The 17,301-nt window shown below is 38.5% G+C and carries 16 protein-coding genes; all 16 read left to right on the top strand.

Going from position 1 to position 17,301, the window contains the following annotated elements:
• Positions 1-8 precede the first annotated feature (8 nt).
• The gene (locus tag APB85_RS08320) at positions 9-1,349 is read left to right on the top strand and encodes a dicarboxylate/amino acid:cation symporter (RefSeq protein WP_057481154.1); all 1,341 of its coding nucleotides are present in this window, start codon (positions 9-11) and stop codon (positions 1,347-1,349) included.
• 2 nt (positions 1,350-1,351) lie between these two features.
• Positions 1,352-2,323: a 6-phosphofructokinase gene (locus APB85_RS08315; protein WP_037314458.1), complete on the top strand. Its 972-nt coding sequence runs from the start codon at positions 1,352-1,354 to the stop codon at positions 2,321-2,323.
• A gap of 10 nt (positions 2,324-2,333) precedes the next feature.
• Positions 2,334-2,684, top strand: a complete 351-nt coding sequence (locus tag APB85_RS08310) for a phosphomannose isomerase type II C-terminal cupin domain (RefSeq protein ID WP_037314460.1) — start codon at positions 2,334-2,336, stop codon at positions 2,682-2,684.
• Positions 2,685-2,693: 9 nt separating this feature from the next.
• Complete coding sequence (locus tag APB85_RS08305) at positions 2,694-3,776, top strand: glycoside hydrolase family 130 protein (protein ID WP_037314462.1); 1,083 nt, start codon at positions 2,694-2,696, stop codon at positions 3,774-3,776.
• Between the two features lie 84 nt (positions 3,777-3,860).
• Positions 3,861-6,197 (top strand): glycosyltransferase, encoded by a 2,337-nt coding sequence (locus tag APB85_RS08300; protein WP_037314464.1) that lies wholly within the window; start codon positions 3,861-3,863, stop codon positions 6,195-6,197.
• Positions 6,198-6,250: 53 nt separating this feature from the next.
• Entirely contained in the window at positions 6,251-7,024 is a 774-nt protein-coding gene (locus tag APB85_RS08295) for an SDR family oxidoreductase (protein WP_037314466.1), read from the top strand.
• A 26-nt stretch (positions 7,025-7,050) separates the two neighbouring features.
• Positions 7,051-7,881: a universal stress protein gene (locus APB85_RS08290; protein WP_057481153.1), complete on the top strand. Its 831-nt coding sequence runs from the start codon at positions 7,051-7,053 to the stop codon at positions 7,879-7,881.
• 2 nt (positions 7,882-7,883) lie between these two features.
• Complete coding sequence (locus APB85_RS08285; protein ID WP_057481152.1) at positions 7,884-8,726, top strand: ATP cone domain-containing protein; 843 nt, start codon at positions 7,884-7,886, stop codon at positions 8,724-8,726.
• A gap of 41 nt (positions 8,727-8,767) precedes the next feature.
• Positions 8,768-9,022 carry a hypothetical protein gene (locus APB85_RS08280; RefSeq protein WP_013072813.1) on the top strand — a complete coding sequence of 85 codons (255 nt, stop codon included), beginning with the start codon at positions 8,768-8,770 and terminating at the stop codon, positions 9,020-9,022.
• A 15-nt stretch (positions 9,023-9,037) separates the two neighbouring features.
• Positions 9,038-10,414, top strand: coding sequence for an MBL fold metallo-hydrolase RNA specificity domain-containing protein (locus APB85_RS08275; protein ID WP_037314473.1), 1,377 nt, complete (start codon positions 9,038-9,040; stop codon positions 10,412-10,414).
• A 28-nt stretch (positions 10,415-10,442) separates the two neighbouring features.
• The gene (locus tag APB85_RS08270; RefSeq protein ID WP_037314474.1) at positions 10,443-11,945 is read left to right on the top strand and encodes a thymidine phosphorylase family protein; all 1,503 of its coding nucleotides are present in this window, start codon (positions 10,443-10,445) and stop codon (positions 11,943-11,945) included.
• Positions 11,946-11,951: 6 nt separating this feature from the next.
• Positions 11,952-12,845 carry a ribose-phosphate pyrophosphokinase gene (locus tag APB85_RS08265; protein ID WP_034886808.1) on the top strand — a complete coding sequence of 298 codons (894 nt, stop codon included), beginning with the start codon at positions 11,952-11,954 and terminating at the stop codon, positions 12,843-12,845.
• Positions 12,842-13,486, top strand: a complete 645-nt coding sequence (locus APB85_RS08260) for a hypothetical protein (protein WP_037314483.1) — start codon at positions 12,842-12,844, stop codon at positions 13,484-13,486. The genes APB85_RS08265 and APB85_RS08260 overlap by 4 nt, the downstream gene beginning before the upstream one ends.
• 6 nt (positions 13,487-13,492) lie before the next feature.
• Positions 13,493-13,786: a hypothetical protein gene (locus APB85_RS08255; RefSeq protein ID WP_009778877.1), complete on the top strand. Its 294-nt coding sequence runs from the start codon at positions 13,493-13,495 to the stop codon at positions 13,784-13,786.
• Positions 13,787-13,807: 21 nt separating this feature from the next.
• Positions 13,808-15,910, top strand: a complete 2,103-nt coding sequence (locus APB85_RS08250; protein WP_037314489.1) for a copper-translocating P-type ATPase — start codon at positions 13,808-13,810, stop codon at positions 15,908-15,910.
• Positions 15,911-17,164: an MFS transporter gene (locus APB85_RS08245; protein WP_051931244.1), complete on the top strand. Its 1,254-nt coding sequence runs from the start codon at positions 15,911-15,913 to the stop codon at positions 17,162-17,164.
• Positions 17,165-17,301: the final 137 nt, after the last annotated feature.

Raw genomic sequence — 17,301 nt, 5'->3', positions numbered from 1 at the left:
TCAACAGAATGTTTGATACAGAGATAAAATCATTAAAATCACTTAACCACTACCTCCTTAAACTGGTAGAAAGCCGTCTATGGCTTAAAGTAATCATTGCCTTATTTTTAGGTGTTGGATTTGGTCTGCTATTGAGTCCACAAAATGGATGGATTTCTAAAGAAACAGCAGATATCGCGGGGAATTGGCTGGCATTGCCCGGTGTACTATTTCTGAAACTGGTTCAAATGATTATGATTCCGTTGATTGTGGCTTCCATCATCACAGGAATCGCAAGTAATGATAAGGACAGTTTAAAAAAATTAGGTGGTGGTGTTTTACTATATTTTTTGGGCACAACAATAGTTTCGGTTAGCATTGGTACGATACTATCCCAAATTTTTAGACCGGGTCGTTTTCTTCATCAACAAGCACTAAAAGAGCATAATGAAATTACGGCAGTTTCAACTGATGAACCCGAGCTTTCCTTCGGAGTTGAAACGATTCCTGATGCCATCTCAAACCTGCTTCCTGAAAATCCATTGGCATCTATGGTAAGTGGTGAAATGTTAAGTATTGTCATTTTCACAATCATTATTGGTGTAGCTGTGCTATCTCTTGAAAATGATTTACTGCGCCCAGTAAAGCTGCTTCTAAGTGCCATTCAGGAAGTCTGTATGACGGTGGTAAAATGGTCTATGTTATTAGTCCCTATTGCTGTTTTCGGACTTATGGCACAGCTTACCTCTAGTGTTGGTTTAAGTTCTCTTTCCGGTCTCACCTATTATGTTGGCGTCGTCCTGCTCGGTCTATTACTTTTGGTAATTTTCTATTTAGGGCTAATTGTGCTTCTTGGAAAAGCAAACCCTATGCATTTCTTAAAAAAAATAAGGGACGTTCAATTATTGGCCTTTTCAACCACAAGCTCTGCGGCCGTGATGCCACTTTCCCTTCAAACAGCCGAAGAAAAATTAAAGGTGGACAAGACCATTAGCAATTTTATCATTCCCATTGGCGCAACCGTCAATATGGATGGTACTGCACTTTATCAAACGATAACAACCCTTTTTATAGCCCAAGCCTATGGACTGGAAATGAGTTTACTCAATATTATTGTGGTCATTGTAACTATCGTTGCTGCTTCAATCGGCACACCTGCCATTCCCGGAGGTGGTGTGGTGATACTCGCTTCTGTTTTGGGAAGTGTTGGTATCCCAGCCGAAGGCATCATCATTATTATTGGTGTAGAAAGATTGTTGGGAATGTTCAGGACTGCTGTAAACGTAACGGGTGACCTTACAGCTTGTATGGTTTTTAATAGGTTGTATGGTATAAAAAACATTGAAATTCTTAAAAAAGAAGCTTTATAACTATGGATAGTACTATAAAACATATAGGTGTATTTACCTCTGGAGGTGATAGTCCAGGGATGAATGCAGCCTTGTACGCCATTACAAAAACGGCTGAAGTAAATGGTATAAACGTAAGCGGCTTTCGAAAAGGATATGAAGGATTGATAGACGGTGACTTGGTTCAATTAAAATCGCACGAATTACAAAAACTGACCCAAAAGGGTGGCACTATCCTTAAGACAGCCCGAAGCAAACGTTTTCTCGAACTGGAAGGTCGAAAAAAAGCCTTGCAAACTCTAAATGTAAACAAAATAGACGCTTTAATTGCCATTGGTGGTGATGGTACATTTAAAGGATTACTTGCTTTTTCAGAGATATGCGATATCCCATTCATAGGGATTCCCGGAACTATTGACAACGATATTTCGGGTACGGATTACACCCTTGGTTTCGATTCCGCAGTTAACACAGCCATTGAAAGCATTGATAAAATAAGGGATACTGCCGAATCTCACAATCGGGTATTTATCGTGGAAGTAATGGGTAGAGATTCTGGCTATATCGGCATTCATTCAGGATTGATGGTTGGCGCTGATGCCATACTCATCCCAGAGAGCGATACCGACTTTATTAACCTTTTGGATAAGGTAAAACATTACGATAGCGACGATGCTTTTCTAATCGTAGTTTCTGAAGGTGACGAAATTGGTGCCGAACTTGTTTCTTCAAAAATAAAGGAAGTCAATCCCAATGTCGATTTACGCATAACGAAGCTTGGCCACGTGCAACGAGGTGGAAACCCATCTGCTTTAGATAGAATGCTTGGTATTAGGCTTGGAGTGGCAGCAATAGATGCACTTTTGCAAGGGAAAAACAACGTAATGGTAGGGATTTTAAACAATCAATTGCACTTAACACCTTTTGAAGAGGTGGTTAAACAACATAAAATAAATGATGAGCTACAGGATCTTTTGAAACTATTTAGCTCATAAAACAAGAAAAATGAAAAAGTATAAAGAAGAAAGGCCTTGGGGAAACTTTGAACGCTTTACCCATAATGAGGTAAGCACCGTAAAGATACTCACGGTTATTCCAAACGAAGAACTAAGCCTCCAGTTTCACCACAACAGGGAAGAATTCTGGAGGGTACTGGAAGGAATGGGAAGTTTCGTAATAGGCGACAAAACAACAGTGGGCCAAAAAGGAGACGAATTTTTTATTCCAAAAGAAACCGTACATCAAATAAAAACATCAGATTCTTCGGTAAGCATCCTTGAAATAGCCTTTGGCAATTTTGATGAAAACGATATTGTTAGACTGGAGGATAAATACAACAGGGAAGACCCAAAATAATACAGAGACATGGAACATACAATTCAGATTAATACAGAAGTACCCATAGAAAAATTAGGGATCCTACTTAGTCCCACTAAATTGGAATTTGAAAATAACGGCGTGCTCAATCCTGGAATATTTCAAGAGGGTGAAGAGGTGCATATCTTTTACCGTGCGGTGGAAGATGGCAATTACTCTACCATTGGATATGCCAAAACCAATGAGCATTTAGATCTCATAGAAAGGAAATCAAGCCCGTTAATAACTCGTGATTTTGATTATGAAAAACATGGTGTGGAAGATGCTCGTATTGTTAAAATTGAAGATACCTATTATTTAACTTATACAGCTTATGACGGGTTCAATGCCATGGGTGCTTTGGCTACCTCCAAAGACATGAGACATTTCGATAAAAAAGGGATTATTACTCCAAAATTGAATTACAAGGAATATAAATACCATCTTGAATGTTGTAGTCAGGAAAAGTTAAACCCAAAATACTATCACTATTACAACCTTTTTGCTAGCATAGGTTTAGCAGATGAAAAACATAGATTTTTACGGGACAAGGATATTGTACTCTTCCCAAAAAAAATCAACGGGAAATTCGTCATGCTCCACCGTATATGGCCGGGAATACAAATAGTACAATTTGAAAAATGGGAAGACCTTACCAAAGAATTTTGGATAAATCATATAAGGAACCTCACCGATCATATCCTTATGGATCCGTTCTTCGATTTTGAAGTGAATTATCTGGGTGCGGGAGGCGCACCCATAGAAACAGAAGATGGTTGGCTGATAATATACCACGGGGTTTGTGAAACCAACATCGGAAAAACGTATCACGCGGCAGCTGCGCTATTGGATATTGAAGACCCTACAAAAGTAATCGGGAGGTTGCCTTATCCCTTGTTTTCCCCTTCAGAAAAATGGGAATTAGAAGGAGTGGTGAACCACGTGGTATTCCCTACGGGAACCTCATTGTTTGATGATGATCTCTATATCTATTATGGGGCAGCAGATAAACATATTGCTGTGGCCAAACTAAGCCTCAAACAATTATTGGGTGAGCTAAAAAAACATCCTTCACAGAAAAACACACCATAGTAGATAGCTGATAACGATTAATGTAATAACGAAATTAAAGTAACAAAATAGGTAACAGGAAACTATTGCACAAAAATCAAAATTATGGACACAACCCTAAAAATGATACTCATTTCTTCCTTTCCTCCCAGGGAGTGTGGTATTGCTACATTTTCACAAGACCTTGTCAACGCCGTGAAGAATATTTATGGCTGTACACTGCCTGTGGAAGTATATGCTTTGGAAAACGATCCGGAAAGATGTAAGGATAAAGATGATGTTACAGATACATTGCACAGCCCCACTCTAACCGATTACAGGAAAATCGCCGATGCCATAAACGAACGTACAGATGTGGGGATGGTATGCATTCAGCACGAGTTTGGTCTTTTTGGAGGAGACTATGGGGAGCATATTTTATCGTTCATGCTGGCCGTAAATAAACCCATAGTAACGGTTTTCCACACGGTATTGCCCAACGCGGACAGCAGGAGAAAAAGTATTGTAGCGGCTATCAACGATTTTTCTGAAAGATTAATTGTTCTTACCCATAATTCCCGTAAAATATTAATGAACGAATATGGTATTGCTTCCAAAAAAATTGAAGTGATTCCCCACGGTACACACATTGTTTTATGGAAAGAAAAAGGAACGCTAAAGAAGAAATATGATTTTACGCAAAACATAATCTTATCTTCCTTCGGGCTTCTTAGCGAAAATAAAAGTATTGAAACCGTGCTATATGCATTACCCAAAATTGTGCAAAAACATCCTAATGTATTGTTTTTGGTTTTAGGGAAAACACACCCTGAGGTTTTTAAAAGAGAAGGGGAAAAATACCGGGAAAGATTGGTTACCATTATTGATAAATTGAATCTAAAAGACCATGTAAGGTTTATCAATAAATACCTAGCACTTGAAAAAGTGCTCGAATACCTGAACCTTTCGGACATATACTTATTTTCTTCCAAAGATCCACATCAAGCGGTAAGCGGGACCTTTGTATATGCAATGAGTACAGGCTGTCCTGTGGTCTCCACCCCTATTCCCCACGCAAATGAATTGATAGATGATTCCAACGGGATACTGCTGAATGATTTCAACGATCCCGCACAATTCCAAAAAGCCATTCTCTATTTAATAGAAAATAAAGAGGAAAGGATAAAGATGGGCAAAAGCGCATTTTCTAAACTGCGCGCCACCAGCTGGCAAAATGTGGCCATTGGCTACGGCAGGGTGTTTTGGGAAATAACCAATAAAGATAAAGATCTATGTTATCAACTTCCCCCTGTAAAAGCCGCGCATATCGAAGAGCTCACTACCAATTTCGGAATGCTTCAATTCTCGCACTTTGATACACCCGATCCTTGTTCCGGCTATACTTTAGATGACAATGCCAGGGCATTGATTGCGATGACAATGTACTATGAGAGATATAACAATCCCGATACCTTAAAGCTGGTAACCCGGTATTTGGAGTTTATGGAATTTGTTCAACAAGAAAATGGATGGTTTCAAAACTATGTGGATTTTAACGGTAAAATAACTGCACAGAACAAAGAAGTTAATCTGGAAGATGCTAATGGCCGAGCCTTATGGAGCCTGGGATATGTGGTATCAAACAACCAATTGCTACCTGAGGCTGTTACTGAAAAGGCTAAAAAGTGTCTCGAAAAAGCATTGCCAAACGTTGCCAACTTTACTTCGCCCAGGGCTATCAGTTTTACTTTAAAAGGACTTTACTACTATCACACCACTTCTAATACCAGTATTGAAATATTGACGGAGAAATTAGTGAATAAATTAATGCGATATTATGAGCTTACTTCAGACCAAGACTGGAAGTGGTATGAAGATTACCTCACCTATGCCAATAGTGTCTTACCGGAAGCTATGATGTATGCCTATTTAATTTTAGGGAACAAAAAATATAAAGAAATAGCAGAAGTGACTTTTGATTTCCTGTTGTCCCAATATTTTATGAAAGGTGAAATCCAGGTAATTTCTAATAAGGGATGGTTTCACAAACGCAATCAACGCACTTTTTTTGGAGAACAACCCATAGAAGTAGCCTACACCATTTTTAGTCTGGAGTTGTTTTTTAAAGTAACACAAAAAAGCAAGTACAAAGAACAATTGCAAATTGCCTTTAGTTGGTTTCTGGGCAACAACCATCTTAACCAAATTATGTATAACCCGGTAAATGGGGCCTGTTATGACGGGCTGGAAAAGAACCACATCAATATTAATCAAGGAGCGGAATCTTCCATTTGTTATTTTATTGCCCGATTGGTTATGGATCACTGGGTAACGAAAAGTACAGAACCCTTTCAATTAAAAAAAGGTAAGTTATTTATGTGTGATTGTAATGATGAAAAACAGTGTGAACAACAGGAATATAAAGGAAGAAAGAAAAATATAAAAATTAAAAATTCGATATAGGTGCAAGAAAACCCACACCTAAGAAAGCTCTTATAAACACTTAAATCTTAATTATGGATCGAGTAAAAAATAAAATAGCCATTGTCACGGGAGGTGCCTCTGGCCTCGGAAAATCAAGTGCTATTTTGTTAGCACGTGAAGGAGCAAAAATAGTGATAACAGATTTGGACGAAGAAAACGGAAATGTAGTAGTTCAACAAATTAAAGATAATGGCGGTAAAGCCATATTCATCAAACAAGATGTATCCAAAGAAAATCAATGGAAAAAGGTAATCGATACTGCGCTCAAAACATTTGGAAAACTCCATATTCTGGCTAACGCTGCTGGAATAGCAGTTGGTAAAAACGTGGAAGAGATAACGCTTGGAGACTGGAAAAAACTTTTAAGCATCAATTTGGATGGCAGTTTCCTAGGCACCCAATACGGCATTAAGGCTATGAAAGAGACCGGGGAAGGTGGTTCAATCATTAACTTTTCTTCTATTGAAGGCCTTATTGGCGACCCCAATTTAGCTGCATATAACGCAAGTAAGGGTGGTATAACTTTATTTACCAAGTCTGCTGCACTTCATTGCGCGAAACAGGGTTATGGCATCCGTGTCAATTCCATTCATCCAGCTTATATATGGACACCAATGGTAGAAAATTTCCTTAAAGCCCAAGGTAATTTAGAAGAAGGAAAAAAGCAATTGGAAAGTTTGCACCCTGTTGGACATATGGGAGAGCCAGATGATATAGGTTATGGAGTGGTGTATCTGGCTTCGGATGAATCTAAATTTATGACAGGTTCTGAATTGGTAATCGACGGTGGTTATACTGCACAATAAAAGACAAATTTAAAAAACAATAAATTATGAAAAACATACTCGTACCTACAAATTTTTCCAAAAGCAGCCAGCAGGCTGCACAACTAGGAATAAAACTTGCCCAGACCTTTAAAGCAGAGATCCACTTCCTGCATATGATCCAAACCCCGATGGACTGGGTAGATCTGGATAAAACCAAAGAAAAAAGATATCCCGAAGTTTTGGGAAGAATAGGCGAGGCAAAAACGGAATTAAGGGAACTGGAACGGACTGCCGAGAAAAAAGGCCTAAAATGCAGGACTTTTATAGATTACAACCCTGGTCAGAAAAACATCCTCCACCACTCGGGACATTTTGAACATGATTTTATCGTGACAGGTAGTAGTGGAAAAAAAGGCTTTTTGGGAGAACTTATGGGCAGCTATACCGACCAAATCGTCAGAAATGCCGACGTACCCGTAATCGTGGCCAAGGAAACCGAAGCAAATTTTCCTTGGCAAAATATCCTTTTTGTTTCCGATTTTCAAGAAGATGTGAGCAGGGCTTTTAAGGAAGTAATCCCACTGGTCCAAAAACTGGATGCAAAGCTAAACCTGCTCCGTATCAATACCGAGACTGACTTTAATAGTATTAACGATGGTCGGGCCCCAATAAAAGATTTTTTAAAAGGTTTCCCTGAACTGGAACAGGCAAAAACCCACGTGTACAATGGCCCGTCGGTGACCGAAGGGGTCAGTCATTTTACAAAACACAACCCGGTGGATATTATCGTGATGAGTACGCATGGAAAAACCGGTTTCCTAAGCCTTTTTTCCAAAAGTGTCGCAGAGGGCGTTGTACAAAAATTTGACCTGCCGGTAATGACTATTAAGGTATAACGATGAATAAACCACTCTTAATAAAAAAAAATTCCGGCGAGTACGAAGCTTTTGATATAAACAAACTCATCAACTCCCTACGTCGCTCACGTGCAGATGAGGATATTATTCAGGATATAGCCCGGAAGGTGCAAGAGCAGATTGAAGAAGGAATGACAACCAAAAAAATCTATCAAATGGCATTTAAAATGCTAAAAGGTAAGTCGAGAGTAAGTGCTTCAAAGTACAAGCTCAAAAAAGCTTTAATGGAACTAGGTCCAACCGGTTTTCCATTTGAAAAGTTAGTAGGCAAACTATTGGCACACGAAGGATTTTCAACACAGGTTGGTGTCATAGTTCAAGGCAATTGCGTTCAGCACGAAGTGGATGTGATAGCGCAAAAAGGAAATAAACATTATATGATTGAATGTAAATACCATAGTGACCAAGGCAGGTTTTGCAATGTAAAAATCCCATTATATATCCATTCACGGTTTTTGGACGTGGAAAAGCAATGGAAACACCAAAAAGGTCACGAGGCTAAACTTCATAAAGGCGGGGTTTACACCAATACGCGTTTCACAACCGATGCCATTCAGTACGGGAAATGTGTTGGAATGCTTATGACCAGTTGGGATTATCCAAGAGGAAATGGTCTCAAGGACAGAATAGATAAATCGGGGCTACATCCCTTAACCGCTTTAACAACACTTACCAAAGCTGAAAAAACAAAATTATTGGATCAAGGCATCATACTCTGCAAGGAGCTACACGAAAATCCAGACTTTTTGGAACAAATGGGTATCAGTAAGCTAAGGCAAAATAAGATACTCGAAGATTCAAGAGAATTATGTAGATCCCATTAATTCAAATAATGAATAATTACTAATTTTTAAAAATAATACAAATGAAAACTGAAGAATTGCAAAAACAGGGCAACATAGATTTAGAACCATTTTACCAGGCATTGGAAGATGACTCAAAACTACTTGAAGAAGCCCTTGAGATATTATTGGAAATGGTTCACTTTGAACCTAAATCAGTAAAGAAATTGGCTCTTTTTATTAAAGAGGATTCTCGTAATCTATATAAAGAAATAGTGGAATTGAGCAAATCAAAACAAGATAAAGGAAATACACCTTCCTGCTGTGGTGGACTCTAAATAAATACTATAACGATGAAAAACAAAAAAATAAACATCCACTTTTTGGGAGCGGCAGGCACCGTGACTGGCTCAAAATATTTGGTGGATACAGGAGATAGAAAGATACTTATAGACTGTGGCCTCTTCCAAGGGTTAAAGGAATTACGCCTTAAAAACTGGGAGTACCCACCTGTTAATGTAGGTGATATTGATGCTGTTTTGCTCACCCACGGCCATATGGACCACACAGGTTATCTGCCGAGATTGGTAAAGCAAGGTTTCAAAGGGCCCATCTATGGTACCAATCCCACCTTGGACATTGCAAAAATCATTTTGAATGATAGTGCAAAAATTCAGGAACAAGAAGCAGAACGTGCCAATAAAGAAGGCTATTCCAAACATAATCCTGCTGAACCACTTTACGATTTAAATGATGTAGAAAAAACTATCCCTCATTTTAAAGGAATTCCGCAATCACAATGGATTCCATTGTTTGATGGCATAAGGGCTCGATTTCAATATAATGGACACATTCTGGGAGCAACTTACATTGAGTTGGATGTACACAGGAAACGTTTTGTGTTTTCTGGCGATATAGGCAGAACAAACGATTTATTACTGTTTCCGCCATTAAAGCCAAAAAAGGCAGATGTATTATTTATTGAATCCACCTACGGAGGAAGATTTCATCCTGATGAAGTAGAAGCACTTCCACAGATAGAAAAATTGGTCAATGACACCATCAACAGAGGTGGCAGCCTATTTGTTCCAAGTTTTTCAGTAGAACGTGCCCAATTGATGATGCTGATTTTTTGGAAATTATTGAAAGAGAAGAAAATACCAAAAATACAAATGATAATGGATAGCCCAATGGGAGCAAGTGTATTAGAATTGTTTCATCGCACAAGAGATTGGCACAGGTTGGAAGATAACGAATGTGACGAAATGTGCTCGCACTTTACGGTCGTAAGCAGTTATCGGGAAACAATGGAATTACGAACAGATAATAAACCGAAAATCGTGATTGCAGGAAGCGGAATGCTCACAGGCGGAAGAATGCTAAACTACCTTGAAACACAGGCACAAAACCCCAACAACACCTTGCTTTTTGTGGGTTATCAAGCTGAAGGTACGCGAGGCAGAAAATTATTGGAAGGCGATAAGGAACTAAAAGTCTATGGAAAATGGGTGCCCTTTGATATGGAAGTTGCAGAAATTGAAGGGCTTTCGGCACACGCAGACCACGCAGAACTTATGGACTGGATGGATAAGATAAAAAACAAACCCGAACGTATTTTCATTGTACACGGTGAAAAAGAGAGTGCAGAAGCATTGCAAAAAGGCATCAAGGAAACCTATGGGTGGGATGCAGAAATTCCGCAATTATACACCATCGAAGAAATAGAATAAATCGAAAAATCACAACAACCAATAAAATATGGACACACACTCAAACATATTAAAATATAAACATCTCGGAATCTATACCCAAAACGAAAATGTAGTGTATATGCGCGAAGATTGCCACGTCTGTATTTCAGAAGGGTTTGAGGCACTTACCCGAATAAGAATATCCAATGCAAATACATCAATCGTAGCAAGTCTTAATGTCCTGAATTCTGATATTCTGTTGCCTAATGAAATCGGACTATCAGATGCTGCTGCGAAAAAACTCAATGTTTCCCCAAACGATACATTATATGTTTCCCATTTAGAGCCTATTGAATCCTTAAGCCACGTCAGGGCAAAAATCTATAACAAAAAACTGGATTATAAGGCCTATAACAACATCATAACCGATATCGTGGAAGGCGATTATTCCAACATCCACCTTTCGGCATTTATTACTGCCTGTGCTGGCGACCGAATGGATATTGATGAAATATCCGACCTAACGAAAGCAATGATTGCTTCCGGAAAGCAACTGAACTGGAACAAGGATATCGTGGTCGACAAACATTGTATTGGCGGATTGCCTGGCAATAGGACAACACCATTGGTAGTTGCCATTGTTGCCGCGTATGGGCTTACTATGCCAAAAACATCCTCACGGGCAATCACTTCGCCAGCAGGCACAGCAGATACAATGGAAGTACTGACCAATGTTACGCTCTCTTCCGAGGAAATAAAGACCGTAGTAGAAAAAGAAGGCGGATGTTTTGTTTGGGGCGGTACAGCGCAGTTAAGTCCTGCCGATGATGTGCTCATTAAAATTGAAAAAGCCTTGGATATTGATAGCGAAGGTCAGCTCATCGCTTCAGTACTCTCTAAAAAGGCAGCAGCTGGTTCTACTCACGTGGTCATTGATATTCCCGTGGGAGAAACCGCCAAGGTTCGCAGTACCGAAATGGCAGAAAAACTAAAAAATCATATGGAAACCGTTGGAACTGCTGTTGGGTTGAATGTAAAAGTTGTAGTTACGGATGGCACGCAGCCTGTTGGAAGAGGTATCGGTCCAACTTTAGAAGCCATAGATATATTAAAAGTTTTGAAAAATGAGGAAGATGCACCTAAAGACTTAACAGAAAGAGCATTGCTTTTAGCTACTGAACTATTAGAACTTTCTGGAAAAGTAGAAAAAGGAAAGGGACAGGAAACCGCACATAAAATTCTCAAATCTGGAAAAGCATATGAAAAATTCGTAGCCATTTGTAAGGCGCAAGGTCAATTTTCAAAACCAGTTTTAGCACCTTATAAAATTGAAATTAAAGCTGAAAAGTCAGGCGTTTTGCAACGAATTGATAACCGTAAAATTGCAAAACTGGCCAAGCTTTCTGGAGCACCACAATCTAAATCGGCAGGGATTCTTCTAAATGTGCATTTGGGAGAACAAATCGAAGAGAACCAACTGCTTTATACCATATATGCTGAATCCAAAGGTGAACTTAATTATGCCTTGGAATATGAAAACAACCATAACGACATCATAACTATAATTTAAAAAACTATGAAAACAATATTATTCAGTCTTCCCGGAAATGAAGAACTCACAGAACTTATGGCTACAAAAATGGATGCTGAAGTGGGCAAAGCCACTTTGCGTAATTTTCCTGATGGGGAATCGTACACACGTATATTATCTGATGTTAAAGATAAATGTGTGGTACTGGTATGCACCTTACACGAACCGGACGAAAAACTGTTGCCGCTTTATTTTTTAAGTCACACAGCCAAATCATTGGGGGCAATGTGTACCTGTTTGGTAGCACCCTATTTGGCGTATATGCGGCAGGACAAAGTATTTAATGAAGGTGAAGGAGTGACTTCTGGTTTCTTCGGAAAATTGATATCAGGTTTTGCCGATAGCATTACCACGGTTGACCCTCACTTGCACAGAATTAGTTCGTTGGGAGAAGTATATCAAATTCCAAATAAAGTGATTCACGCTGCCGATGCCATTTCAGAATGGATAAAAGAAAACATTGAAAACCCGGTACTTATCGGACCTGATTCTGAAAGTGAACAATGGGTATCAGAAGTCGCCAAAAATGCAGGAGCACCATTTACGGTATTACAAAAGGTGCGTCACGGTGACCGTGATGTAGAAGTCTCTGTTCCCGATGTGGATATATATAAAGATGCTACACCCATTTTGGTAGATGATATTATTTCCACAGCCCGAACAATGATTGAAACCGTACAACATCTTAAAAAAGCAGGAATGAAACCACCTATTTGTGTAGGCATTCACGCCGTTTTTTCAGGAAACGCCTATCAAGATTTATTGGATTCCGGAGTAGAAAAAATAGTGACTTGTAATACCATCCCACACTCTTCAAATGGAATAGATTTAAGTGATATTATGGCAAAAGAGGTAAAAAAATTAATGCACCATATATGAGAAAACAAGGCTTTATAGTACTAATCACTTTATTCAGCATCACAATGACTGGACAAACTGAAATGCTCATTGGGCAGATTTCAGGCAGAGTTGTTATTCGGGAAAACTTTGATGAAAATGGTTCTTTTTTAAATAAACAAACTTTCAAAGCCAGTGAAACAATAAAGAAAAATGGATACTATGAAATTGAGGTAGTTACGGAATTGTTTGATAAAGACAAAAAATCGACCGATAAATACACCACAACCTATCGCTGTAAGCCTGATGAGGCAAGTGTAATGGTAATGGCTTTTCCGTTTTCAAACCCAAAATCAAAGGAGACCGAAATTAATACCACCTCTAAAAAATTTAAAGAGCTCTACGATTTGGACAACCTTGAAGATATAGAATTGGAAATGAGTTTTGATTCGGGCTTGTTGAATTTTTTTGGCTCAAAAAGTACCATAAAAATTTACGACCGAAAATTTAATAATAGCGAAAATAATATTAATTCAAAAATTAACATTAAGGCCTATGCCTTGGGAATTCGCATTAAGCAACTCAATTATACTGTTAACGAGAAATTAAATGCACAAGGTCTATTGACCTTTCAAAAATTTACCGAAGAAGACAACAGTTATTTTACAATGACTTATAAATAAAAATAAATGAAAAATTATAACACCCTTTCAGAAGCTATTAACGATTTGCAGACAAACGAATACCCTTATGATTTCAACTTAAAACCTGAATGTCTGGAATGTGCTTCCCTGAAAATTGAGATTCGACCAGAAGATTTTAAAGTGGATAAAATATATCGCTTTGAAGGAATGAGCAGTACCGATGATAACAGCATTTTATATGCAATATCTTCCAAAAAAGAGCTTAAAGGTCTTTTAGTAGATGCCTATGGCGTCTATGCCGAAAACATTTCGGAAGCTATGAGAAAAAAATTACGATAAAAATCAACAAAAACAAAAATTATGGAAAATCACGAACACCACAATCACGATGAAATGGACCATTCTAAAATGGACCATTCGAAGATGAAACACAAAAAAGAAGACCATTCTAAAATGAACCACAAAGGTGGAGACCATTCTGGCCACAATCCAGGGCACGGAGAACACGGGCACGACCATCATAAAATGATGATTGCCGATTTTAGAAAACGGTTTTGGGTAACCCTTGTACTTACTATTCCCATACTGTTCTTCTCGCCGATGATTCAGGACTTTTTTGGATATGAGTTTTTGCTTCCCGGAAATCCATATATCCTTTTTGCACTTTCCACAATCGTATATTTCTATGGTGGTTGGCCATTTTTAAAAGGATTCTGGTCTGAAATCAAAAAAGGTGCGCCAGGGATGATGACCCTTATTTCTATGGCCATTACCGTGGCTTACGTTTATAGTTCGGCAACCGTGTTCGGCTTAGAAGGAGTTGATTTTTTCTGGGAACTGGCTACCCTTATCGCTATTATGTTGGTAGGACATTGGATAGAGATGAAAAGCGTCTTGGGAGCATCAAAGGCCTTACAGCTTTTGGTAAGTATGATGCCCGCAGAAGCGCATAGGGTAAAGGATGATACCATAGAAGATATTCCGTTGGAAGATTTGTTAAAAGATGATGTGATTTTGGTTAAACCAGGTGAAAAAGTTCCTGCTGATGGGATTATAGTAGACGGTTCAAGTTACCTAAATGAATCTATGCTTACAGGCGAATCCAAACCTGTAAAAAAAGATGAAAACGATAAGGTTATTGGTGGTTCGGTAAATGGTAACAGTACCTTAAAAGTAAAGGTTGAGCATACTGGAAAAGATAGCTATCTCAACAAGGTCATCAAAATGGTCGAAGAAGCGCAAAAAACCAAATCAAAAATGCAAAACCTCTCGGATAGAGCTGCAAAATGGCTTACCTATATCGCATTAGGTATTGGTTTTGGAACATTAGCGGTATGGCTGATTTTAGGCTTTCCATTTGTCTATGCTTTAGAAAGAATGGTTACCGTTATGGTCATTGCTTGTCCACACGCATTAGGTCTTGCCATACCACTTGTGGTTGCTATTTCTACTGCTGTTTCAGCTCAAAACGGGTTATTAATTCGAAATAGGACAGCTTTTGAAGAATCCCGAAAAATATCAGCTTTATTGTTTGATAAAACGGGAACATTGACCAAAGGCGATTTTGGCGTTACTCGAATTGAGTCTGTTAGCGAAACTTATTCATCTGAAGAAATTTTAAGGCTTTCGAGTGCATTGGAACAAAGTTCGGAACATCCTATCGCCGTAGGTATTATTAAAAAAGTCAAAGAAGATAATATGACCATCCCAAAGCCTGAAAACTTTAATGCAATTACAGGTAAAGGCGTTGAGGCCAATGTAGAAGGTAAGCAAGTAAAAGTGGTTAGTCCTGGTTTTTTAAGGGATGAAAAAATCACTATTCCCGAAGACGCATACAGTGATGCCGCTGAAACAGTTGTTTTTGTCTTGATTGATGGAAAATTAGCTGGTTACATTGCTCTTGCCGATGAAATACGACCAGAATCTGCCGAAGCCATAAAAGTCTTTAAAAAGAATAACATTAAAGTTTTGATGGCAACAGGAGATAACGAAAAAACAGCCAAAGCTGTAAGTGATAAGCTTGGCTTGGATGGTTACTATGCTGAAGTGCTGCCACATCAAAAGGTAGAAATTGTAGAAAAGTTACAAAACAAAGGAGAATTTGTGGCTATGACTGGCGATGGTGTAAACGATGCGCCTGCACTTGCAAAAGCTGATGTTGGTATTGCCGTTGGTTCAGGTACTGACGTGGCCGCTGAAACCGCGGATATTATTTTGGTAAACAGCAATCCGCAAGATATTGCTAACCTGATTCTTTTCGGCAAGGCTACCTACAATAAAATGATCCAGAACCTTGTGTGGGCTACAGGATATAATGTCGTGGCTATTCCTTTAGCAGCCGGTGTATTATATTCTTCAGGCTTTGTTTTAGGTCCTGCGGTTGGTGCGGTATTTATGAGTTTAAGTACGATTATAGTAGCTATTAATGCGCAATTATTAAAGCGAAAAATCGGTAAAAAATAGATGGAAAGAAAAGAAAAACTCAACAGGATATCTTTAATCCTGTTGAGTTTATTTGTAGTGATGTTGGGTTATGGTATTTTATTGCCAACCCTTCCCTACTATACCGAAAGATTAGCTTTAGGAGATAACCTAGATACTGATTCGATTAACTTTCATATTGGTTTTTTGACCAGTATTTATCCGCTCTTCCAGCTTCTTTTCGTTGTACTCTGGGGCAGGCTATCCGATAAATACGGACGTAAGCCCATTATCATTGTTGGGCTAATCGGCTTTGTAATTATGCAATTACTTACCGGTCTTGCTACATCATTGACGATGCTCTATATAGCTAGAATCTTCGGAGGTATTTTTACATCAGCTGTAATTCCCGTTAGTAATGCATATCTTAGTGATATCACTTCTATAAAGCACAGGACCAAGGTTATGGCCTGGTCTGGGGTAGCGATAAGTTCAGGGGTTATTTTTGGCCCTGTTTTAGGTAGCCTTCTATCCCAAACCAATCTACATTTCAAGTATTCCTTGGGAATATTACATTTGGATCGCTTTTCAATCCCCTTTCTCCTGGTTGCTCTTTTGGGTTTTGTTATATTGAGCATACTCATAAAATGGCTTGGGAACACAACACCTATAAGTCGGTTTGTTTCAGAAGCACAAAAATTGAGCTTTAGCTTTAGTAGGTTCTTTACTGTCCTATTACTGCTTTCTTTTGTAATGCAATTCGTAATTACCCTCTTCGAAACGGTTTTTTCAATTTACGGAAAAAATGAGTTGTTATTTTCTAGTAATCAAATAGGCATTGGCTTTATGCTTTGTGGAGTGGTAATGGCCGTATTACAGCCAGTATTTGCAACCTATGGGGAAAAACTATTAACGGCAAAGCAGCAAATTGCAGCCGGGTTGTTTATTTCAGGAATTTCAATGATTGCATTCCCATTTTTTAATAATGAATTTGCCGTCTATTTATTAATCATCATATTCGCCGCAGGAGGTGCTATGGTGACCCCAAACCTACTTTCAGCTGTTTCCCAACTTTCAAAAGAAAATGCGGGCAGCAATATTTCTATCCAAACATCGGCAAATAGTGTGGGACAAATTTTAGGTCCGGTTATAGGGACTTGGCTTATTACAGGTGGGTTTTATTTTCCCTTTATTATTGCCGGCATCATTATATTGACCGCCATTGGATTACTTTATTTTTATAAAAGCTTTAATAGTAAAACAACTAAAATAGGACAAGACAACAAAGTATCCTAAGAAAAGCAATAATCTTATTTCTTAAAAATATATTTAAATTTTTATTATCTCATAATCATTTAATTTTTTAAGGCAGTTCCAGAGCGCCATCAGCATCACTCTGATTGGTGAAATAAGTCCGTCCATCTGCTAAAAAA

It is taken from the genome of Salegentibacter mishustinae (genome assembly GCF_002900095.1).
In the GTDB taxonomy this organism is placed as follows: Bacteria; Bacteroidota; Bacteroidia; order Flavobacteriales; family Flavobacteriaceae; genus Salegentibacter; species Salegentibacter mishustinae.
The sequence above is the reverse complement of the archived record's forward strand: the minus strand, read 5'-3'. Positions and strand labels throughout refer to the sequence as shown.

Bases quoted from the DNA above. Each gene is read 5' to 3' on its own strand.
- APB85_RS08290 (WP_057481153.1), top strand. From the start codon at position 7,051: ATGAAAAACATACTCGTACCTACAAATTTTTCCAAAAGCAGCCAGCAG.
- APB85_RS08305 (WP_037314462.1), top strand. From the start codon at position 2,694: ATGGAACATACAATTCAGATTAATACAGAAGTACCCATAGAAAAATTA.
- APB85_RS08295 (WP_037314466.1), top strand. From the start codon at position 6,251: ATGGATCGAGTAAAAAATAAAATAGCCATTGTCACGGGAGGTGCCTCT.
- APB85_RS08315 (WP_037314458.1), top strand. From the start codon at position 1,352: ATGGATAGTACTATAAAACATATAGGTGTATTTACCTCTGGAGGTGAT.
- APB85_RS08285 (WP_057481152.1), top strand. From the start codon at position 7,884: ATGAATAAACCACTCTTAATAAAAAAAAATTCCGGCGAGTACGAAGCT.
- APB85_RS08265 (WP_034886808.1), top strand. From the start codon at position 11,952: ATGAAAACAATATTATTCAGTCTTCCCGGAAATGAAGAACTCACAGAA.
- APB85_RS08280 (WP_013072813.1), top strand. From the start codon at position 8,768: ATGAAAACTGAAGAATTGCAAAAACAGGGCAACATAGATTTAGAACCA.
- APB85_RS08310 (WP_037314460.1), top strand. From the start codon at position 2,334: ATGAAAAAGTATAAAGAAGAAAGGCCTTGGGGAAACTTTGAACGCTTT.
- APB85_RS08275 (WP_037314473.1), top strand. From the start codon at position 9,038: ATGAAAAACAAAAAAATAAACATCCACTTTTTGGGAGCGGCAGGCACC.
- APB85_RS08255 (WP_009778877.1), top strand. From the start codon at position 13,493: ATGAAAAATTATAACACCCTTTCAGAAGCTATTAACGATTTGCAGACA.
- APB85_RS08320 (WP_057481154.1), top strand. From the start codon at position 9: ATGTTTGATACAGAGATAAAATCATTAAAATCACTTAACCACTACCTC.
- APB85_RS08300 (WP_037314464.1), top strand. From the start codon at position 3,861: ATGGACACAACCCTAAAAATGATACTCATTTCTTCCTTTCCTCCCAGG.
- APB85_RS08260 (WP_037314483.1), top strand. From the start codon at position 12,842: ATGAGAAAACAAGGCTTTATAGTACTAATCACTTTATTCAGCATCACA.
- APB85_RS08245 (WP_051931244.1), top strand. From the start codon at position 15,911: ATGGAAAGAAAAGAAAAACTCAACAGGATATCTTTAATCCTGTTGAGT.
- APB85_RS08270 (WP_037314474.1), top strand. From the start codon at position 10,443: ATGGACACACACTCAAACATATTAAAATATAAACATCTCGGAATCTAT.
- APB85_RS08250 (WP_037314489.1), top strand. From the start codon at position 13,808: ATGGAAAATCACGAACACCACAATCACGATGAAATGGACCATTCTAAA.